The 20,057-nt window shown below is 58.9% G+C and carries 17 protein-coding genes; 7 read left to right on the forward strand and 10 right to left on the reverse strand.

Going from position 1 to position 20,057, the window contains the following annotated elements; all coding sequences use genetic code 11:
* Positions 1–31: 31 nt before the first annotated feature.
* Together rpsI and rplM are read right to left on the reverse strand one after the other, a co-directional pair.
* The gene (gene rpsI / locus WHX55_RS26005) at positions 32–424 is read right to left on the reverse strand and encodes a 30S ribosomal protein S9 (protein ID WP_003228056.1); all 393 of its coding nucleotides are present in this window, start codon (positions 422–424) and stop codon (positions 32–34) included.
* A 14-nt stretch (positions 425–438) separates the two neighbouring features.
* Positions 439–867 (reverse strand): 50S ribosomal protein L13, encoded by a 429-nt coding sequence (gene rplM, locus WHX55_RS26010; RefSeq protein ID WP_007917032.1) that lies wholly within the window; start codon positions 865–867, stop codon positions 439–441.
* Positions 868–1,112: 245 nt separating this feature from the next.
* Between rplM and WHX55_RS26015 the strand changes: the two genes are divergently transcribed.
* Positions 1,113–2,153, forward strand: coding sequence for an NADP(H)-dependent aldo-keto reductase (locus WHX55_RS26015; protein WP_353741564.1), 1,041 nt, complete (start codon positions 1,113–1,115; stop codon positions 2,151–2,153).
* 104 nt (positions 2,154–2,257) lie between these two features.
* Here the strand turns inward: WHX55_RS26015 and WHX55_RS26020 are convergent, their stop codons facing one another.
* A complete protein-coding gene (locus tag WHX55_RS26020) occupies positions 2,258–3,394 on the reverse strand; it encodes an acyl-CoA dehydrogenase family protein (RefSeq protein ID WP_046041911.1) in 1,137 nt (378 codons plus the stop codon).
* A gap of 221 nt (positions 3,395–3,615) precedes the next feature.
* On the opposite strand from WHX55_RS26020, the gene WHX55_RS26025 reads away from it, so the two are divergent.
* From WHX55_RS26025 to WHX55_RS26045, 5 genes are all read left to right on the forward strand, one after another.
* Positions 3,616–4,536 carry a GlxA family transcriptional regulator gene (locus WHX55_RS26025; protein ID WP_178120848.1) on the forward strand — a complete coding sequence of 307 codons (921 nt, stop codon included), beginning with the start codon at positions 3,616–3,618 and terminating at the stop codon, positions 4,534–4,536.
* 199 nt (positions 4,537–4,735) lie between these two features.
* Positions 4,736–6,682 carry an FAD-dependent oxidoreductase gene (locus WHX55_RS26030; protein ID WP_353741565.1) on the forward strand — a complete coding sequence of 649 codons (1,947 nt, stop codon included), beginning with the start codon at positions 4,736–4,738 and terminating at the stop codon, positions 6,680–6,682.
* Between the two features lie 207 nt (positions 6,683–6,889).
* Positions 6,890–7,777, forward strand: a complete 888-nt coding sequence (locus WHX55_RS26035; protein WP_150727967.1) for a nitrilase family protein — start codon at positions 6,890–6,892, stop codon at positions 7,775–7,777.
* Between the two features lie 16 nt (positions 7,778–7,793).
* On the forward strand, positions 7,794–8,987 hold the full coding sequence (locus WHX55_RS26040) for a hypothetical protein (protein WP_150756206.1): 1,194 nt from the start codon (positions 7,794–7,796) through the stop codon (positions 8,985–8,987).
* Positions 8,988–9,064: 77 nt separating this feature from the next.
* The gene (locus tag WHX55_RS26045) at positions 9,065–10,048 is read left to right on the forward strand and encodes an asparaginase (protein WP_353741566.1); all 984 of its coding nucleotides are present in this window, start codon (positions 9,065–9,067) and stop codon (positions 10,046–10,048) included.
* Between the two features lie 90 nt (positions 10,049–10,138).
* On the opposite strand, the gene zapE is transcribed toward WHX55_RS26045, so the two are convergent.
* From zapE to WHX55_RS26060, 3 genes are all read right to left on the reverse strand, one after another.
* Entirely contained in the window at positions 10,139–11,233 is a 1,095-nt protein-coding gene (zapE, locus tag WHX55_RS26050) for a cell division protein ZapE (protein WP_095943473.1), read from the reverse strand.
* 90 nt (positions 11,234–11,323) lie between these two features.
* Entirely contained in the window at positions 11,324–12,679 is a 1,356-nt protein-coding gene (locus WHX55_RS26055) for a tryptophan--tRNA ligase (protein ID WP_151213831.1), read from the reverse strand.
* Positions 12,680–12,703: 24 nt separating this feature from the next.
* The gene (locus WHX55_RS26060) at positions 12,704–13,348 is read right to left on the reverse strand and encodes an alpha/beta fold hydrolase (protein ID WP_353741567.1); all 645 of its coding nucleotides are present in this window, start codon (positions 13,346–13,348) and stop codon (positions 12,704–12,706) included.
* A gap of 144 nt (positions 13,349–13,492) precedes the next feature.
* On the opposite strand from WHX55_RS26060, the gene WHX55_RS26065 reads away from it, so the two are divergent.
* Positions 13,493–13,927: a DUF1043 family protein gene (locus WHX55_RS26065; RefSeq protein WP_008045970.1), complete on the forward strand. Its 435-nt coding sequence runs from the start codon at positions 13,493–13,495 to the stop codon at positions 13,925–13,927.
* Positions 13,928–14,195: 268 nt separating this feature from the next.
* Here the strand turns inward: WHX55_RS26065 and WHX55_RS26070 are convergent, their stop codons facing one another.
* The 4 genes from WHX55_RS26070 to WHX55_RS26085 form a co-directional block, all read right to left on the reverse strand.
* Positions 14,196–14,936 (reverse strand): OmpA family protein, encoded by a 741-nt coding sequence (locus tag WHX55_RS26070; protein ID WP_353741568.1) that lies wholly within the window; start codon positions 14,934–14,936, stop codon positions 14,196–14,198.
* Positions 14,937–15,040: 104 nt separating this feature from the next.
* Complete coding sequence (locus WHX55_RS26075) at positions 15,041–15,682, reverse strand: MBL fold metallo-hydrolase (protein WP_150758998.1); 642 nt, start codon at positions 15,680–15,682, stop codon at positions 15,041–15,043.
* 86 nt (positions 15,683–15,768) lie between these two features.
* Positions 15,769–18,507, reverse strand: coding sequence for a LuxR C-terminal-related transcriptional regulator (locus WHX55_RS26080; protein ID WP_353741569.1), 2,739 nt, complete (start codon positions 18,505–18,507; stop codon positions 15,769–15,771).
* A 175-nt stretch (positions 18,508–18,682) separates the two neighbouring features.
* Complete coding sequence (locus WHX55_RS26085; RefSeq protein WP_353741570.1) at positions 18,683–20,047, reverse strand: DUF1329 domain-containing protein; 1,365 nt, start codon at positions 20,045–20,047, stop codon at positions 18,683–18,685.
* Positions 20,048–20,057 lie beyond the last annotated feature (10 nt).

Here is a 20,057-nt window from a genome sequence, read left to right on the forward strand (position 1 = left end):
CTGGGCGTTCTTTTTTGAACGTGAAAGCGAATTAACGCTTCGAGTACTGCGGACGCTTACGCGCTTTACGCAGACCGACTTTCTTACGTTCAACTTCACGAGCATCGCGGGTTACGAAGCCGGCTTTACGCAGGGCGCTGCGCAGAGTCTCGTCGTAGTCCATCAGAGCACGAGTGATGCCGTGGCGGATTGCGCCAGCCTGACCACTCACACCACCGCCGATCACGGTGACGTAGATGTCGAACTTCTCGACAGTCTCAGTCAGCTCCAGCGGCTGACGAACTACCATGCGGGCAGTTTCGCGGCCGAAGAAGTTATCCAGCGAACGGTTGTTGATGGAGATGTTACCAGTACCCGGACGCAGGAAAACGCGTGCGGTTGCGGTCTTGCGACGGCCAGTGCCGTAATTTTGAGTCGCCGACATAATGTACTATTCCGTTAAAACTTCAGTTCTTGGGGCTGCTGAGCAGTATGTGGGTGTGCAGCGCCCGCATAGACTTTCAGCTTACGGTACATGTCGCGACCCAGTGGGTTTTTAGGCAGCATGCCTTTAACCGCGGTCTCGATCACGCGCTCAGGGGCCTTGGCGATCAGCTTTTCAAAGTTGATCGACTTGATGCCGCCCGGGAAACCGGAGTGGGAGTAGTACATTTTGTCAGTGGTTTTAGCACCGGTAACACGAATCTGCTCAGCGTTGATTACGACGATGTAGTCGCCGGTGTCAACGTGAGGAGTGTACTCAGGCTTGTGCTTGCCACGCAGACGGCTCGCGATTTCGGTGGCCAGACGACCCAGGGTCTGACCAGCAGCGTCGACGACAAACCAGTCGCGCTTTACTGTTTCTGGTTTAGCAGTAAAAGTTTTCATTCTTTATAGCCTCAGGGGCCGCCCTGTAAATTAGACGGCGGATCTTACTGAATAGTGCGTACTTTGACAAGTCAAAGGCAGCCGGATACAGACGCTTTCGGGGGCTCGGGTCGGCGCGTCCGTTCAACGGCAAGATTCTTCGGCGGCGGCGCATCACTTCCACTGCAGAAAGAGGTGCGCAATTATGCAGATTGCGAAAAATAATTCAACCTGCTTTTATGATTGTTTTGCCCAAGGAGCACCCGATGGACTATCGCCAGCTAGGCCGAACCAATCTGAACGTGAGTGCCCTCTGCCTCGGAACCATGACCTGGGGCGAGCAAAACAGCGAGGCAGACGCCTTCGCCCAGATTGAGCGGGCCAAGCGTGCCGGGATCAACTTCATCGACACCGCCGAGATGTACCCGGTACCACCCAAGGCCGAAACCTACGCCAGCACCGAACGCTACATCGGCAATTACTTCAAAAGCCGCGGTGACCGCGCCGACTGGATCCTGGCCAGCAAGATCGCCGGCCCCGGCAACACCATCGACTACATCCGCGATAAAAACCTGCGCCACAACCGCCAGCACATCACCGAAGCCGTGGACGCCAGCCTCCAGCGCCTGCAGACCGATTACATCGACCTGTACCAACTGCACTGGCCGGAGCGCAGCACCAACTTCTTCGGACAACTGGGCTACAAGCACAAGATCGAAGCCAACCTGACCCCGCTGGAGGACACCCTCGAAGCGCTGGACGAGCAGGTCCGCGCCGGCAAGATCCGCCACATCGGCCTGTCCAACGAGACGCCTTGGGGCACCATGCGCTTCCTGGCCCTGGCCGAAGCCCGAGGCTGGCCGCGCGCCGTGTCGATCCAGAACCCGTACAACCTGCTCAACCGCAGCTTCGAAGTCGGCCTGGCGGAAATCGCCATCCGCGAGCAATGCGGCCTGCTCGCCTATTCGCCGCTGGCGTTCGGTTTCCTGTCAGGCAAGTACGAAGGTGGCGCCCGCCCGCCAAAAGGTCGCCTGAGCCTCTACAGCCGCTTCAGCCGCTATTTCAACCCGCAGTCGGAAGCTGCCTGCAGCCGTTACGTGGCCCTGGCTCGCGAGCACGGCCTGGACCCGGCACAAATGGCCCTGGCGTTCGTAACGCAGCAGCCGTTCGTGACCAGCAACATCATTGGCGCGACGACGATGGAGCAACTGGAGAGCAACATCGCCAGTTTTGATCTGAAACTGTCGGAGGAAGTACTGGAAGGGATCGAGGCGATTCACAAGGACCATCCGAATCCCGCACCTTGATTGATTCATAGGCCCCATCGCGAGCAGGCTCGCTCCCACAGGTTACGGTGATCTCCTGTGGGAGCGAGCCTGCTCGCGATGACGATCTGACAATCACTGCCGAGTCAAAGTGACCGCGCAATAATCTCCTTCATGATTTCATTGGTGCCGGCATAGATCCGCTGCACCCGCGCATCCGCCCATGCCCGCGCAATCGGGTACTCCCACATGAAACCGTAACCACCGTGCAACTGCACACACTCGTCGAGCACCTTGCACTGCAGGTCGGTGCCCCAATACTTGGCCATCGCCGCCGTCGGCACGTCGAGCTTGCCTTGCAGATGCAGCTCCAGGCAGCGGTCGACAAAGACCCGGCCGATCTGGATTTCCGTGGCCATCTCCGCCAGCTTGAACCGGGTATTCTGGAAATCCGCGATCGACTTGCCGAACGCCTTGCGCTCGCGGGTGTAGTCCAGCGTCCATTGCAGCGCCGCTTCGGCTGACGCGAGCCCGCCAATGGCCACGGTAAGGCGCTCCTGGGGCAACTCCTGCATCAGGTAAGCAAAGCCCATCCCGGCCTGGCCCAGCAGGTTTTCCTTGGGCACACGCACGTCCTGGAAGAACAGCTCCGAGGTGTCTTGGGCTTTCATCCCGACCTTCTCAAGGCGCTTGCCCTTGTCGAAGCCCGGCGTATTGGCTTCCACCAGAAACAGACTGGTGCCCTTCGCACCAGCCTTCGGATCGGTCTTGGCGACGACGATCACCAGATCGGCCAGGTAGCCATTGGTGATAAAGGTCTTGGAGCCGTTGATCACGTACTCATCGCCATCGAGCACGGCCGTGGTTTTCACCCCCTGTAAATCGGAACCGGCGCCCGGTTCGGTCATGGCGATCGCGGTAACCATCTCGCCGGACACCAGTTTCGGCAGGTATTTGTGCTTCAGCGCTTCACTGCCGTAATGCAGGATGTACGGCGCCACGATGTCCGAGTGCAGGGAAAAACCGATGCCGGTCAGGCCCAGCCGCCCCACTTCTTCGATCACCACCGCGCTGTAGAGAAAGTCTGCCCCCAGGCCTCCATATTCTTCCGGCAGATGCGAGCAAAGCATCCCCGCCTCCCCCGCCTTGTTCCACAGTTTGCGGTCGATATAGCCTTGTTTTTCCCATTGCCCGTGGAACGGCACCGCCTCTTTTTCGAGAAACGTCCGCACGCTGTCGCGGAAAAGCTCGTGCTCGGAACTGAACAGGGTTCTGGGGATCATGCGGCACCTTTTCTTTGTTTTTAGAAGGAGTTGACCTTCAGAGACTAAGCCTCGCTTCCGATACAGGACACTGGACACATCCGACAAAAAATAAGACGATCCAGCCGTCTGGTGACCACTTCCCCCTATAAAAATAAAGTTGAATTATGTCTAACCAAGCCTCCACGCCCCTGCGGCGCGTCAGCATCCTGGCCATCGACCGGGTTTTCGCTTCCACCCTCATGCAAGCCAAGGATTTCTTCCACCTCGCCAGCCTGCGCTACGGCAAACAGCTGGGCCAGGGCCTGACACCGGCGTTCGAAACCCGTCTGGTCAGCCCCGACGGCAAACCGGTCAACACCTTCAGCGATGTGATGATTCCGGTGGATGGCGGGCTGGAAAACGCCGACATCATCGTTCTTCCCGCGTTCTGGGACGATTTCGACAGCCTCTGCAAACGTTACCCGCAAGTCCTGCCATGGCTGCGCCAGCAACATGCGCGCGGCGCCGTACTGTGCGGCGAAGCCACCGGTGTTTTCTGGCTGGCCGAAGCCGGGCTGCTCAATGGCAAGGAAGCGACCACCTACTGGCGCTTCTTCAATGCCTTCGCCGAACGCTTCCCCCAGGTCCAGCTCAATCAGGACAAGCACCTGACCGACGCCGATAACCTGTACTGCGCCGGCGGCACCACCTCGGCCTGCGACCTGTACATTTACCTGATCGAGCGTTTCTGCGGCGCCAACGTGTCCCAGGCTGTAGCACGGGACATTCTGTATGAGGTGCAGCGCAGCTATTCACCGGGACGGATTGGATTCGGCGGGCAGAAGCTGCACCAGGACGTGATCATCCTGCAGATCCAGCACTGGCTCGAAGAACACTTCGCCGACAAGTTCCGCTTCGAAGACGTCGCCCGCGAACACGGCATGAGCATCCGCAACTTCATGCGCCGCTTCCAGACCGCCACCGGCGACAAGCCACTGCATTACCTGCAACGCCTGCGCATCGAAACCGCCAAGGGCTTGCTGTCCGGCAGCCGCAAGAGCATCAAGACCATCAGCTATGAAGTTGGCTATGACGATGCGAGCTTCTTCGCCCGGCTGTTCCGCCAGCACACGGAGTTGTCGCCGAATCAGTATCGGCAGCAGTTTCAGCAGGCTGCATAGCCAAACACCAACCGAATGTGGGAGCGAGCCGGCTCGCTTCCACATAGAATCTTGCGCCGGCCACGCCGTTCTTTTCGCTGTGTACTTTCCTACGCAAAAAGCGGAATACAGAGCGCCGGAGAACCCAACCCGGCCCACATACGCAGCCCCTTAAAAACTTCAACATCTTCCCCGCAAACACCATCAGGGAAGATCAACCATGACTATCGGATCAAGTTACAACTACCCTTCATACATCGCCAAGGAGGCCGCCCGAACAAAGCGCTCGGCTAAAAACAAATGGGCGGCTCGCTTTCCCAATCCTCCGGATTTGTGCTTTGACTATCGTGCACTGGTAGAACAGGAAAACGGCATCGCCAGGGCAACTGACCCGCAACATAAAATCTGCATCATCGGCGCCGGCGTCACAGGCTTGACCGCCGCCAGAGAACTCTATCGCTGCGGCTTTACCCATATCACTCTCATCGAACAATCCAGACGCATCGGTGGCAGGCATCTGACCGTTCCCGGTAGCCGAAACTCGGCAGAAAGCCATACACCGTTTGAAATGGGCGCCATGCGCATGCCCTTCTTCAACCGGGCGGATGAGCCACCGACAGAAGGTCGGTCGCTGATGGCTTACTACGCCAATCAATTTGAACTGGCGTTTTCAGACTTCGCCAACCCCGGTAGCCAATGGGTTAACTCGACAGGCATCTATCTCCGGGAGGGCAGCATGGGCGGCGGATCGGCGCCGCAAATGTTGATATGGAAAAACGAAGACGGCGTCACACCACCTCCCGGCGATGAATTGCAAAAGGTTTATGCCAAGTGGAAAGCCTTTGCCGATCGCATGACCCGCCACGTTGCTGAGCTCTATGCGAGCCAGGAATGGGAAGCCATATGGGCTTCTATCGTTGAAAAATACGAGTGTGTCTCGTTCCGCGACCTGGTCAGCATGCCAGCACTGGAAGCTTGGGATGGCCGCTCACCCGGGGATTTCGGCGGAATGGGAATGTCTGCGCAAGAGTCCGCAATTTTTTACGCGATAGGTATAGGTGACGGTAGCTGGGGAGCTTTTTACGACGTCTGCTGCCTCTACCCTCTGCGTACCGCGATTTTCGGTTTCAGCAGCCAATTGCAACTGATCCATGGTCGAGTGGACTCAAACGGCGATCCACTGGATTCGCCCTACCTGAATAGCGAAGCCGTTTTTGACTCAATGGGACAGAGTTTCGACAGGCCCCGCTACATCGGCCTCGCCGCTTTGGACGAATGCCTGCTGTTTGTGAAAACCGACGAAACCGGAAAGTCCATCTACGAACATTGCCTCGAAAGAAGCAATGGGCTTCTCACCGACTCATCCGTCACAAAACTGGAAAAGCTGCCCAATCAAAAAATACGCGTCTATTACAACTGGAAACACAGTCAACCCGAGCAAATCCAGGAGCAATTTGATGACTTTGACTCGGTCATCATGACACTACCCTCCTGGCTGATTGAAACTCGAATCAAGCTCGAAAATTTCACCCGGGAGATGCTGCCTTTCGAGACGATTAACGCCTACAAAACCGCACACTGGGAAACTAGCTGCAAAGTGTTTGCACCGCTGAAAAAATCATTTCTCTCGAAAAACAAAAACATCCCGCAAGCCATCGTAACCGACAGTTTTATCCACGATGTCTATACCTACCGCTACAACGACAATTACAGCTATGACTGCATCCTGCTGAGTTATACCTGGGAAGATGACGCAACCAAGCTCGCCTCATTCAGCGATAAGGAGCTGGTATCAAAATGCGCCGAAGAGCTGGATCGCATACTCATGAACTCTGCCAACGTCCAGGAAAAAATCTCTCCCTACATCGGCATTGATCAAGCGGTTGTTCAGCGCTGGATCACTGATGAAAATGCTCTGGGTTGTGCCAAGCTTTACCGACCGGGCACCTACTACGATGCCGTCGGCCTGATGAAATACAACCGGGACTTTGCTCATGTATCAGGCTTGTATTTGTCCGGCGAGTCATTTTCCGTCGATGCCGGTTGGACGGAGCCATGTTTTCGCGGTGCTGTCGATGCAGTGATTCATATCTGCAACAAAACCGCCGCGACCTTCAATGGCGGATTCTCCTTGAGCGACTACCCGCACTATCAAGTCAGAATCTGATCACATCCCCGTTTTAGAGCCATGCACGCAATACATGGCTCTACCTCTCGCGTCGGCTACCCATTGTCATCAAACATCACTCCGATCCATTTTCGGACAAGGACTACGACCTAAACGGAAATAGCTGACTTACACCCCATTCCTGATTCCCCTCTTATACACACGCCATTTAACAGTTTGAAAAACAATAAAAAGAGGAACGACGGAATGACTGAGCCAACAAGCCCTGTCCGTGTAGCAGTCGTGCAATTCGATCCACAAGTCGGCGTCGAGAAATGTGTAGGTAATCTGCGTCGCAGCCTGGAATTGGCGCTTGAAGCGGTAAACGGCGGTGCGAATCTCATCGTTCTGCCCGAGCTTTCCAATACTGGCTATTTCTTCAGTAATCGACAGGATGCCTTCGCCCACGCAGAAGCGGTTCCCGACGGGCCAAGCGTGCAGTGCTGGATCGACTTCGCCCGCGAACACAACGTTTACCTCGTGGCCGGTCTGGCCGAACGCGACGGCATGCGACTCTTCAACACCGGCGTTCTGGTGGGACCAGACGGTTTTATCGGCAAGTACCGCAAAGCCCATTTGTGGAATCTGGAGAAGCTCTGGTTCACCCCCGGCGACCTGGGTTTCCCGGTTTTCGACACACCGATCGGCCGCATCGGGCTGTTGATCTGCTGGGACATCTGGTTCCCGGAAGTGCCACGGATCCTCGCCCAGCAAGGCGCAGACATCATTTGCAGCCTGAACAACTGGGTCTGGACACCGCCGCCGCTGTTCGACGATGCCGGTAAGTGCATGGCGTCGTATCTGACGATGACCGCCGCTCACGTCAACAACGTGTTTATCGCTGCCGCCAGCCGGATCGGCGAGGAGCGCGGCGCGCGCTACCTGGGTTGCTCGTTGATTGCCGGAACCAACGGCTGGCCGATTGGCGCCGTGGCTTCGGCAGACAGGCAGGAAATCCTGTTTGCCGATATTGACCTGACCAGCTCCCGCAGTGCGCCCATCTGGAACAACCTGAACGATCTGCATCGCGATCGCCGAGCCGATCTTTACGATCAGATGCTCGGCTACACCCAACACCCTTGCCTCCCACGTTGATCAGGAGGCCTATCCCATGGAAGTTACAACCGACAAAAACCAACCATCGCGCAAATCACCGATTGATACAGCCGTCGTCCTGCTAATGATCGGCGCGACACTGCTGATCGCCTGGCTTTCTTTCAGCAACCGGACTTTCTGGGGAGCGCATTGGCCAGGTTACGGCGACATGGTATCGCTGCTACCCGAACCGAGTGCCTGGTTGCGTTGGGTGTTAGGCGACATCAGCGAGGTGGCTTTCTACAAGCACGAGTTCGCCTCGATTGGCCTGCTGGCGGGCGCTTATCTGGCTTACTGGGCGAATCGAACGGGGAAATCCTGGCAAGGGTTTGCCATCTCCTATGGAACGGGACTTTGGCCCTGGCTGGTCACCAGTTCGTTGCTCGGGCTGCTGCTGAGCAATCTGCTGTGGGGCTGGACGGTGACAGCCACAACCTGGCAACCCACATTCGTTGCATTCGTCTCACTGCCAGCGGCGATGGTGCTGATGTTTGGCGGAGGCTGGAGGGTCACGATCAACGGCGCACTCATGGGCGCCGTACTCGTCACACCAATGTGCCTGCTGATCGTCAACTACGTGTGCCAACCGCTGGCCTTGCCTGCAGTGATTGGCAATGTGCTGGGCATGGCGGTTGCCAGTGTCCTGGCGTTTCTGTTTTGCCGCTATTGGCCGAACCTGGTGAAATCCAGGTCATCGCAAACGCCACCCGCCTCGATTGCCACCGCCAAGGCGCCTGACTATGGCGTCATCTGGAGCCTGCGTCGGATTCTGGCGGACTTTTCCGAAGCACCGTTCTTCGGCAATGAGCTGGCCAGCCTTGGCCTGATACTGGGTGCATTGCTGGCGTACAGCTTGAACCCTTCAAGCCCCGCGTACGGATCGGGCCTGTTGCTGCACATCATCGGCGCGCAGGCATTGGCCTCGGCCATTGGCGTGCTGATCTGGCGTCGACAATGGATGTTGCGCGGCTGGTATCCCACTTACATCCCGCTGGTCTCAGTGGTGCCCGCGGCGATCCTAGCCTATGGCGGCAGCTGGCAGATTATCGTCTCAAGTGCACTACTGGGGGCATTACTCGCACCACCGCTGGCCTGTGTGATTGCCAGGAAATTACCGGCCGACATGCACGCCTACATCGCCAATGTACTGTCGATGGCCATCAGCACACTGCTGATCGTGCCGCTGATCGGTTTTTTGATCGCAGATTAATGCCCCAGCCATTCGGCTGTATCGCGGCCTCACAAGCGGATACAGCCACTTTTCATTACAAACAAGCGAGGTATCCCATGGACCTGCCCAAACTGTCCATCGCGGCACTTGGCGGCACGGTAAGCATGCAAGCGAGCAATGCCGGTGAAGGCGTCATCCCGACCGTCAGCGGCGAAGCCCTGCTGACTTCCATACCGGAACTGACGACACTGGCCGGAGTGACCGTCGAGACCCTCGGCCTGCTGCCCAGTGCGTCCCTGGATTTCGAGTTTTTGCTGAACGTATTGTCCTGGGCTGAGTTTCAGGTCAAACAGGGAGCCGTTGGGGTCGTGATAACCCAGGGCACCGACACCCTCGAAGAAGCCGCGGTGTTTTTGGATTACCTGTGGCCCTACGACACCCCCTTGGTGCTGACCGGTGCCATGCGTTCCGCAGCGCAACCAGGTGCCGATGGACCGGCCAATCTTCTGGATGCATGTCGCGTTGCCTTGGCGCAGAACAGCCGGCAGCGCGGTGTCCAGGTCGTGATGAACGGACAGATTCATCAAGCGTGCAGCGTACGCAAAACCGATTCGCTGGCATTGCAGGCGTTTTCCTCTCCGGTCGTGGGGCCCGTGGGCCTACTGTTGGAAGACCGTGTTCACTACCTGCGCCCGCCGGGGCCGCGCACGGTGTTACCGTTGCCGCAACAGACCACACAGAAGGTTGCGCTGCTTGAGGCCTCACTTTCGGCCGACACCCTGCTACTGGAAAATATTCTCGCACTCGATTACGACGGGCTGGTGATCGGCGGTTTCGGCGCCGGCCACATCTCGCAGCGCTGGGCGACAATGATTGAGCATATTGCCGAACGAATCCCCGTGATCGTTGCGACCCGAACCGGCTCCGGCTCCACCGCACGTGCCTCTTACGGTTTTGGCGGTGGTGAAATGGACTTGATCCGCAAGGGGGCATCGATGGCGGGTTTTCTATGTCCGCGAAAAGCCAGAATTCTGCTCTGGCTGCTGCTTGGTTGCCAACGGCAGCACGAGCTTGCGCAGTATCTCAACGAAGACATTTGACTTCAAAACAATGTACAAACCTGTGGACGGAGGATTTACGCTGACAAAAAAGGCCTGCAATCGCAGGCCTTTTTTATTTTCCGAATCGTCCTACGGCTTGTGCGCCCGGGCCAGGAATTCGTGGGATTGCATTTCCAGCAGTCGGCTGAGGGTACGCTGGAACTCGAAGTTCAGGCGGCCACCTGTGTACAGGTCTTTAAGCTCGACTTCGGCGGAGATGATCAGCTTCACGTTACGGTCGTAGAACTCATCGACCATGTTGATGAAGCGTCGGGCGATGTCGTCGGTGGTGACGCTCATCTGCTCGACATCGCTGAGCAGCACGGCGTGGAAGATCTTGCCCAGTTCGATGTAGTCGTTCTGGCTGCGCGGGCCGTCGCACAGTTCACGGAAGTTGAACCAGGCCACGTCATCGCAGGTGCGCAGGGCACGAATTTCACGGTTTTCAATCATCAGCACGTCATTTTCGACCGCTGCCGTGCATTCCGGCGTCAGCGCACGGAAGCTCTTGCGCAGGCTTTCGTTGGCGGCTTCATCGAGTGGATAGTGGAACAGTTCGGCTTGTTCGAGGTGACGCAGACGATAGTCGACGCCGCTGTCGACGTTGACGATCTCGGTATTCTGCTTGATCAGCGCGATGGCCGGCAGGAAGCGCGCGCGTTGCAGACCGTCCTTGTACAGGCCGTCCGGCACGATGTTCGAAGTCGCGACCAGGGTCACGCCATTCTTGAACAGTTCTTCCATCAGGGTGCCAAGGATCATGGCGTCGGTGATGTCGGAAACGAAGAATTCATCGAAGCAGATGACCCGGGCTTCGGTGGCGAAACGCTTGGCGATGATGGTCAGCGGGTTTTTCTCACCGCCCAGGGTTTTCATCTCTTCGTGCACGCGCTTCATGAAGCGGTGGAAGTGCGTACGGGTCTTTTCCTTGAAGGGCAGTGCTTCGAAGAAGGTGTCCACCAGGTAAGTCTTGCCGCGACCTACGCCGCCCCAGAAATACAGGCCCTTGACCGGGGTCTGATCCTTCTTGCCAAACAACTTGCCCAGCAGGCCCGGCTTGTTTTGCTCGGCCGCGACCAGGTCGTCGTACAGGCGCTGCAAATGACGCACGGCAGTTTCCTGTGCGGCGTCATGGAAGAATTCCGGGCGTTTCAGATCAGCTTGATATCGTTCTAGGGGCGTCATAATTCGTTAGCAAGGCAACAAAAACGGGCCGACACTGTAGCGACGGCCCCGAGGAATGGCAATCGGCCCTTGGTCGGACCGAACCGTTGTTTATTCCTGAACCGGCGTCAGGGCGATGCGCAAGGCTTCGATGGCCGCGTCGCGTGCGGCGCTGTCGGCGAAGGCCGGGCTGTCGGCAACGCACTCGCCTTCCAGCCAGACGCTGAAGCTCAGGTCTTCACTGCGCACGTCCAGATCCTGGCCCGCTTGCAGCTGCTTGGTCACTTGCCCTGCAGTTTTACCGTCGGCGAAGTTGCGCGACAGCAGCAGTTGTTCGCCATCGGCCGCCAGCAGACGGAAGCGGAAACTGCCGTCGTCTTCACGGAAGCTGACAAAACGCGCGGCCTTCACGGCTTTCTTCTTGGTGGTCGCCGCCACTTGAGCCTGGGCAACGAAGGAGCGCAGGCCCACCGCTTCACGCAGTTCGTCGAGGAAGGGTGTCGCTACCGAACGGGCCTTTTTCGCGCCGTGTTGCAGGATGTCTTCCAGATCCGCCGGGCGCTCGATCAGCTGGTTATAACGCTCGCGGGATTCGCCCAGTTCGTTGTCGAGCAACTGGAACAGACGATTCTTCGCCTCACCCCAACCCAGGCCCTGTAACAGTTCGCTGCGGAACTCGTCGGCCTGCGCCGGAGTGGCGAACGCCTGGAACAGAGTGAACAGGTGCGAGTTGTCCGGATCCTTGGCTTCGCCCGGCGCGCGGGAGTCGGTGACGATCCGCGAAATCGCGTCCTTCATCTCTTTGGCGCTGCTGAACAGTGGGATGGTGTTGTCGTAGCTCTTCGACATCTTGCGGCCATCCAGGCCCGGCAACGTGGCGACGCTCTCTTCAATCAACGCCTCGGGCATGGTGAAGAACTCTTTGCCCTGGCCAAACAGATGGTTGAAGCGCTGGCCGATGTCCCGCGCCATTTCCACGTGCTGGATCTGGTCACGACCGACCGGCACCTTGTGCGCATTGAACATCAAGATGTCTGCGGCCATCAGCACCGGGTAGCTGTACAGGCCCATGGTGATGCCGGCGTCGGGGTCTTCACCGGTCTCGACGTTCTTGTCCACCGAAGCCTTGTAGGCGTGGGCGCGATTGAGCAGGCCCTTGGCGGCAACGCAGGTCAGCAGCCAGGTCAGCTCAGGGATTTCCGGGATGTCGGACTGGCGATAGAACGTCACGCGCTCGACATCCAGGCCACCGGCCAGCCAGGTCGCAGCGATTTCCAGACGCGAGCGCTGGATGCGCAGCGGGTCATCGCACTTGATCAGGGCGTGGTAGTCGGCCAGGAAGTAGAACGAATCGGCATTGCTGTCACGGCTGGCGACGATCGCCGGGCGGATGGCGCCAGCGTAGTTGCCCAGGTGCGGCGTGCCGGTGGTGGTGATGCCGGTGAGGATACGGGTACGAGTCGTCATGGGTAATCGCTTGTCAGACTGCAATCAATTCGAGAGACGCGGCAGGATCAGATCCTTGAGATCGGTCAGCTTGCCATGAAAAAAGTGTCCGCATTCTGCCACTTTCAGCAGCTCATGGGGGCGTTCAAGCTTGTCGGACCACTCGTAAACCAGCTGCGGATCGATCACTTCGTCGGTTTCCGGCTGGATCAGGGTCAATTCGCCCTGTTGTGGCAGCTGATCCTGATCGCCCAGGCGCATGACCGCCGGCGCGACCATGAACAGGTGCTTGATTTGCTCGCCCTTGGCCTCAAGGCGCCCGCCGAGACTTGCGGCAACAAAACCGCCGAAGGAAAAACCGAACAAGGTCAGCGGCAATTCCGGGTGTCTGGCGCGAAACCATTCGGCGACAGCCTGGGCATCATCGACTTCGCCGGTGCCCATATCATGTGTACCTTCACTGGCGCCGACACCACGGTAGTTGAAACGCAAGGTGATCAAACCCGCATCGCGCGCGGTGCGCTGCAGGGTCGAGACCACTTTGTTGAGCATGGTGCCGCCCTGCACCGGGTTCGGATGGCAGATCAGCGCGAGGCCGCGCGGCTGCTCATTATCCGAGCTCTTGTTTTCCAGAAGCAGAGCCTCAAGCTGACCCACCGGGCCATCAATCACTACAGGGGTTTCACGCATAAGCAAGGAAGGAACTCCGTGACCTCGGATCAGGTCGACTCGTCTAGCAAATTGTCTGTGGCTGTCTATTGCGAGTGAATCGCGGTATACAGCGCAGGTTCGAGCCGTTAACGTAAAGCAAAGCCGTTTATAGAGGAAGGACTCGTGGAACACTCGCTCTTAGTTTGGTTGTTACCGACTCTTGCCCTGGTTGTGGGTGTCGCCATTGGGTTCCTGATCGCTCGCGTTGCACCGAACGCCGCGCCCAGCCGCACGCAGCGTCAGCTGGACGATATTCAGGAACGTTTCGACAGTTATCAGAATGAGGTGGTGACCCACTTCAACAGCACCGCGACACTGGTCAAGAAACTGACTCAGAGCTATCAGGAAGTGCAGGACCATCTCGCCGAGGGCGCCAACCGCCTGGCCCTGGACGAACAGACTCGCCAACGCCTGCTGGCTTCCCTGCACGCCGATGCGGCGCAGGCACCCCGTGAGCGCCTGACGCCACCGCGCGATCAGGAACCGCCGCGCGACTACGCACCGAAAGCCCCGAACTCGCCGGGCATGCTCGATGAGCATTATGGCCTGAAGAAGTAAGCAGCTTTCGCGCATGGCAAAAAGCCCCCGGACATTCACTTGTCCGGGGGCTTTTTTGTTTCTGCGTTCTTCGTTGCCTGTACTGGCCCCATCGCGAGCAGGCTCGCTCCCACAATTGATCTTCAGCGGACACAACCTCTACGACCAAAGGAGATCCCCTGTGGGAGCGAGCCTGCTCGCGAAGGGGCCAAAACTGACGACACAAAAAAACCGCTCGACCCCCATAAGGACCGAGCGGCTTTTTTACACCTGGGGTTCAGTCAGATGCTTAGGGGTACTGCTGAACAGTACCTTGCTGCTGAGCACCATACTGCTGGCCCGGAATCGCCTTGAGGTTGACCTCGACACGGCGGTTCTGCGCACGACCATTGACGTCAGCGTTGCTGGCAACCGGGCCATCCGGGCCGGCTCCGCGAGCGCTCAGGTTGGCACCGCTGACACCTTGCGAGGTCAGGTAGGTTGCCACGCTCTGGGCGCGACGCTGGGACAGGTCCATGTTGTGCTGGCGGCTGCCGGTGCTGTCGGTATAGCCGACGATCTCGATCTGGTTCTGGCTGAACTCTTTCAGCGAGCCCGCCAGGTTGTTCAGCGGCTGATAGAAACCTGGGGCAATGTTCGCCGAATCGGTGGCGAACGTGATATTGCCCGGCATGATCAGCTTGATCTGGTCGCCCTGGCGCTGCACTTCAACACCGGTGTTGGCCATGCTGGCGCGCAGCTTTTTCTCTTGCTGATCGGCGTAGTAGCCGTAGCCGGCGGCGGAAGCACCGACCACCGCTGCACCGATCAGTGCGCCCTTGCCACGGTTATCGTGGTTGATCGCAGCACCGGCCAGCGCACCGGCCAGAGCGCCGAGGCCACCGTATTTCGCGGTCTTGCTCATGCCTTCGGAGCCGCTATCCGTCTGGCCCTGAGTCTGACCCTGACCGCCGTAAGGGTTAGGCGAGGCACAACCGGACAAAACGGCCACAGCTGTAGCGACAATCATCAAACGACGCGTGGTGAACATGTAAAGCTCCTACTTTTTTTGCATTCTGTGGTGCAACGGACCAAGGCATCAGCCTTTGCGGGCGTTGGATCATGTTAACGGGTAAAAATTCCGAATGTTACAAATCAGCCCCGAACAAAGGGGTTCTCGCGCATTTCGTCACCCAGACGGGTATCCGGACCATGCCCGGTCACCACGGTCGCGTCTTCGTCGAGGGTGTACAGCCGCTGCTTGATCGAACGCACGATGGTCGCCTGGTCGCCGCCCCACAAATCCGTGCGTCCGACGCCGCGACGAAACAGCGTATCGCCGGCAATCAGCAGCTTGGCCTCGGAAAACCAGAAGCTCATGGAGCCCGGCGTATGGCCTGGCGTGTGCAGCGCCACGCCACAACCGCAGGCCAGCTCTTCATCATCGGCCAGCCAGCGATCCGGGGACGGCACCGGGGTATAAGGAACGCCGAACATCTGGCACTGCATTTCCAGGTTGTCCCACAGAAACTGGTCTTCCTTGTGCAGATGCAGGGTCGCGCCGGTTTTCTCCTTGAGTTGGCCGGAAGCCAGGAAATGATCGAGGTGCGCATGGGTGTGAATGATGCTGACCACTTTCAGCCCCAGGGCGTCGAGACGCGCCAGGATCAGCTCATGATTGCCACCCGGATCGACGACGATGGCCTTTTTCGTTATCGGATCACCGATGATCGTGCAGTTGCACTGCAACGGGCCGACTGGGAAGGTTTCGCGGATGAGGGTGGGTTGCTGGGACATCGTGGCCTGCTCGATAAACGGGGACGAGCGATTTTCGCACAATTGGGCAGCGAGCCAATGGCTGCGATGGGTAACATGAAAAATCCTTAACCCAACACCCCCAATTCCTTGGCCCGCGCCACCGCCTGCGTACGCCGCTCGACCCCGAGCTTGCTGTTGATGTGGCTGGCGTGGGTCTTGACCGTGTGCAGGGAAATAAACAGCTGATCGCTGATTTCCTGGTTCGAACAGCCCTGGGCAATCAATCGCAGGACCGCCATTTCCCGGGTGCTGAGTTGTTCCGTGGCCGCACAGGGCTCCAGTCCGGGACGGGCGGCCAATGCCGGAAGTTTTTCACTGAGGCTCAGGGAAACGGGGGTTGGCGGACAGTTTTGAAGCTGCCCACGCAGCCAGTCCGGGTGCTCGACCAACAAGCCCTCGAAGGGTTGCAGCCCCCCTCCGCCAGCGGCGTCCAGCGCCTGGGCCAGTGCCTTGCGTGCTTCCGGTTCCCGTCCGCTGCCCAGCAACAACGCCACTTTCTGGGTCAGCGCCATGGCACTAAGCATCTGCCGACCGCTTTGCTGGCCATGTTCGAGCAGCGCATTCAGACGCCCTTCGGCCAGCATCGGTTGGCCCTGGATGACGTCGAGCAAGGCTTGTTGCAATTCGATATGCAGCGGCAATTGCGGGTGGAATTCCGGTGGCGCGGCCCCGTTTTCACCGTTATAGGTCTGCCCCAGGCGCGCCAGCCAGGCTTCGGCCAGATCGGTGCGCCCCTGGGCCAGCCAGAGTTCACATTTGACCAGGGTGATCATGGCCAGGTAGTAGATCGGCGGCACGTCCCAGATGTGCATCAGCCGTTCGGCTTCAGCAAGTTCGGCAAAGGCTTTGGCGAACTCGCCGCTGCTGCCTTCCAGCCTGGCAATCACGCAGTGGCCGATCAGCACGCTGATGTCACGACAGGCCCGCGCCTCGCTCAAACCGGCCTGCAATCGCGCCCGCGCCAATTGCGGCTGCATGCGCAGGGCCAGCAAAAAGCCTTCGTACAAGGTCAGCCGGGCGCGAACCGCATACAGCCGTTGCGCAGGTAAGCTCTGCAGGCGCTGCATACCCTGACGGACCTCTTCCAGCGCCCGACAGATTTCCCCGCGAGCTTGCAGCACCCGGGCACGGTCGTAGTGCGCCAGTGCTTCGAACAAGGGGTTGCCGACCCGTTGCGCCAGTTCCAGCGATTCGCGATTAAGCCCTCGTGCCCGCCACAAATCACCGTCGGCAATGGCCAGGTTGGACAGGGTCGAGAGGCACATCAGCCGCTGGCCGTAACGCTTGGACGGAAGACTTTCCAGCGCTTCGCCGCAGTACCGCAGCGTCAGTTCGCGGTTGCCGCGCCCACGGGCAATGATGCCGCTCAACGCCAGCCATTGAGCCAGCATCGACTTCTGGGCGGTGGCCGACGGAGCGGGTAGGAAACGGCTCAAATGGCTGGCCAGCTCTTCGGCGGCATCCAGTTGGCACGCCATCCCCAATGCCCAGCTATACAGCACGATCAGTCGCGGCGTGCTGATCAGCAAACTGTCAGGCAAGTCCATTTTCCAGCGCAACAACATGCCGACATTCTGCTCGGCCAGCAGTTGCTCTTCGGAAAGGTTCTGCACCAGGTTCGCCGCGACGTCCAGGTGACCGGCGCGCAAGGCCTGCTCCACGGCCTCATCGAGCAACCCCTGGGCATTGAACCAGCGGCAGGCACGCAGGTGCAGGCTGGCGGCCGGCACTATCGACTGGGAAGTCGGCCGCGTGCGCAACAGATCGGAAAACAGATGGTGGTAACGATACCAATGGCCATGTTCGTCCAGCGGCACCAGGAATACTTGGTGGGCGAGCAGGAAGCGCAGGATCTCTGCGCTGTCATGGGCGTCGCGAACGGCGTCGCACAGTTCGCTGCAAAAGCGTTCCTGGGGCGCCGTGTCATAGAGGAACGACTGGACCTCGGCGGGCAGGCAATCGATGACCTCTTCGAGCAGGTAATCGCGGATCAGCCCTTCCCCGCCGTGCAACGATTGCGGCAGCGCGCCATCGGTGCCCGCCTCCGAGGCGGCCAGCAGCCAGAAGCGTAACCCCGCAACCCAACCTTCGCTGCGCTCGATCAGGTTTTCCAGTGCCTCACCGCGCAAGGAACTGCTGTGCCGGTCGAGCAGGCTCAAGGCCTCGTCGTGGGTCAGGCGCAGATCCTGTTCATGTAACTCAAGCAATTGCCGCGACAGCCGCAGCCGCGCCAGATGCCAGTCGGGACGTTGGCGACTGGTGACCATCACCAGCAAGCCATCGGGGAGATGATTGAGGAAAAATTGCAGGCAACGGTCCAGCACCGGCCCCTGGGCCAGATGGTAATCATCCAGCACCAGCAGCAATGGCGTCGCCGGGGAAAGGTGCTCGGCCAATTCGTCGAGCAGGCCGTCCAGCCATTCTTCAAACGCGAACGGCTGATGGCGCTGGCGCATTTTCAACAGCCCGAGGGATTGCCTGCCCAGGTGCGGAAAATAGTCCTGGAGGCCTTCCAGCAGGCGCTCGAGAAAACGCCCCGGGTCACTGTCGCGCGGGCTCAACCCCAGCCAGAGACTTTGCCAGTGCGCCGGTAACCCCTGACAAAATTCCACCGCCAACGAACTCTTGCCGAACCCTGCCGGTGCGCTGACCAGCAATAACCTGCCACCGAGCCCGGCACTCAGGCGCTCGCACAAACGTGGACGCAGCACATGGCCGTCGGGCAACGGCGGGCGGAAGAAGCGCCCGTCGAGTGTTGCGACAGCAACGTGTGCAGAACCTGGGGATGTAGACAAATCAGTCATAGCCGGCTCTTGTTTGAATTGCGGGTGGCGGCGTTGCAGATGTCCGCAGCCTAGCCGTAAACGGATAGGGAATGAAGGTAATTGCTACAAATGGCTACAAAAAGTCTACAAACAAAAAAAACGCCCCGAACCAGTCGGGGCGTTTTCAGAGGGTGCGGCCTCTACTCAGTTCACCTTAGCGAACACCATCCTGACGCAAGGCGGCCGGGGTGAAGTCGCTGGTGGTGGCAGTGAAGCCGAAGTCATAGGCCGATTTCTCTTCGTTCTTCATGCCCAGCGCCAGGTAACGACCCGATTGCAGGTCATACAGGGTTTCGAGGGCATACCACGGCACTTGCTTGTCGTAGTAGTTCTCGGCATGGGCCTCGGCGACTCGCCACAGTTGACCGCGACCGTCGTAGTGATCGATCACCGCGGCTTGCCAGGTGTCTTCGTCAATGTAGAAGTCACGCTTGGCGTAGATGTGACGCTGACCGTCCTTCAGGGTTGCAACCACATGCCACACACGACGCAACTCGTAACGAGCCAGGTCCTGGTTGATGTGACCGGCCTTGATGATGTCGGCGTACTTGAGCTTCGGATCGTCGAGTTTGTAGGCATCGGAGCCGATGTACATCTCTTTCTTGCCTTCGAGCTTCCAGTCGTAACGATCCGGTGCACCGTTGAACATGTCCAGGTTGTCGGAGGTACGCAGGCCGTCGGCTGCAGTACCCGGGCCGTCATAGGACACTTGCGGTGCACGGCGCACACGACGCTGACCGGCGTTGTAGACCCACGCCGAGCGCGGCTCCTTCACCTGGTCGAGGGTCTCGTGCACCAGCAGCACACCACCGGCCAGACGTGCCGGAGCAGTCACTTTCTGCTTGAAGTAGAACAGGATGTTGCCCGGGTTTTTCGGGTCGTAGTCCTTCATCTTGTCGCGGAACACGAACTGGTCCTGGAAATACACCAGGCTGAACGAACCGTTCGGCTGTGGTGTGGCCTGGGTTACCAGACGGGTCACGCTGCCCCCGCGATAGCGGGTGATGTGGTTCCAGATGACTTCAACGCCGCTTTTCGGAATCGGGAACGGAATGGCGGTTTCAAAGTTTTCCAGGCCGTTGCCGCCGGACACCAGATTGGTGTTGGTGGCATTGCGCTTGATGGCGGCGAACACGTCATCCGGCACGGTAGCACCGCGATGGGACGGATAGACCGGCATCTTGAAGGTTTCCGGGTAGCGCTTGAACATCGCGTACTGGCCCGGTGCGAGCTTTTCCTTGTACTGGTCGACGTTCTGCGCCGTGATGGTGAACAGCGGTTTTTCGCTGGCGAACGGATTGGACAGGAAACCTTTGCTGTCGACCGTACCGGCGTTCTTCGGCATCGGTTTCCAGGCAGGGATCGAACCGTCGGCATTACCTGCCATTTCGGCGCCCATCGGGGTCAGGCTCTTGCCCAGTTTGTCGGCCTCGGCCTGGGGAACCGCTGCGATGACGCTGGTCGCCAGCAGCGAAAGGCCCAGAACACCGGCGTGGAACAGACTCTTTGTTATTTTCATATGTGTGTTC

Origin of the sequence: Pseudomonas fluorescens (assembly GCF_040448305.1) — a bacterium.
GTDB classification, from domain to species: Bacteria; Pseudomonadota; Gammaproteobacteria; order Pseudomonadales; family Pseudomonadaceae; genus Aquipseudomonas; species Aquipseudomonas fluorescens_BH.

What these genes read in the sequence shown, in the direction of transcription:
- WHX55_RS26015 (WP_353741564.1), top strand. Translation starts at nt 1,113, where the DNA reads ATGGACTATCGCCAGCTAGGCCGAACCAATCTGAACGTGAGTGCCCTC.
- WHX55_RS26025 (WP_178120848.1), top strand. Translation starts at nt 3,616, where the DNA reads ATGCAAGCCAAGGATTTCTTCCACCTCGCCAGCCTGCGCTACGGCAAA.
- WHX55_RS26060 (WP_353741567.1), bottom strand. Translation starts at nt 13,348, where the DNA reads ATGCGTGAAACCCCTGTAGTGATTGATGGCCCGGTGGGTCAGCTTGAG.
- zapE (WP_095943473.1), bottom strand. Translation starts at nt 11,233, where the DNA reads ATGACGCCCCTAGAACGATATCAAGCTGATCTGAAACGCCCGGAATTC.
- WHX55_RS26035 (WP_150727967.1), top strand. Translation starts at nt 6,890, where the DNA reads ATGACTGAGCCAACAAGCCCTGTCCGTGTAGCAGTCGTGCAATTCGAT.
- rplM (WP_007917032.1), bottom strand. Translation starts at nt 867, where the DNA reads ATGAAAACTTTTACTGCTAAACCAGAAACAGTAAAGCGCGACTGGTTT.
- WHX55_RS26045 (WP_353741566.1), top strand. Translation starts at nt 9,065, where the DNA reads ATGGACCTGCCCAAACTGTCCATCGCGGCACTTGGCGGCACGGTAAGC.
- rpsI (WP_003228056.1), bottom strand. Translation starts at nt 424, where the DNA reads ATGTCGGCGACTCAAAATTACGGCACTGGCCGTCGCAAGACCGCAACC.
- WHX55_RS26020 (WP_046041911.1), bottom strand. Translation starts at nt 3,394, where the DNA reads ATGATCCCCAGAACCCTGTTCAGTTCCGAGCACGAGCTTTTCCGCGAC.
- WHX55_RS26055 (WP_151213831.1), bottom strand. Translation starts at nt 12,679, where the DNA reads ATGACGACTCGTACCCGTATCCTCACCGGCATCACCACCACCGGCACG.
- WHX55_RS26075 (WP_150758998.1), bottom strand. Translation starts at nt 15,682, where the DNA reads ATGTCCCAGCAACCCACCCTCATCCGCGAAACCTTCCCAGTCGGCCCG.
- WHX55_RS26030 (WP_353741565.1), top strand. Translation starts at nt 4,736, where the DNA reads ATGACTATCGGATCAAGTTACAACTACCCTTCATACATCGCCAAGGAG.
- WHX55_RS26070 (WP_353741568.1), bottom strand. Translation starts at nt 14,936, where the DNA reads ATGTTCACCACGCGTCGTTTGATGATTGTCGCTACAGCTGTGGCCGTT.
- WHX55_RS26080 (WP_353741569.1), bottom strand. Translation starts at nt 18,507, where the DNA reads ATGACTGATTTGTCTACATCCCCAGGTTCTGCACACGTTGCTGTCGCA.
- WHX55_RS26040 (WP_150756206.1), top strand. Translation starts at nt 7,794, where the DNA reads ATGGAAGTTACAACCGACAAAAACCAACCATCGCGCAAATCACCGATT.
- WHX55_RS26085 (WP_353741570.1), bottom strand. Translation starts at nt 20,047, where the DNA reads ATGAAAATAACAAAGAGTCTGTTCCACGCCGGTGTTCTGGGCCTTTCG.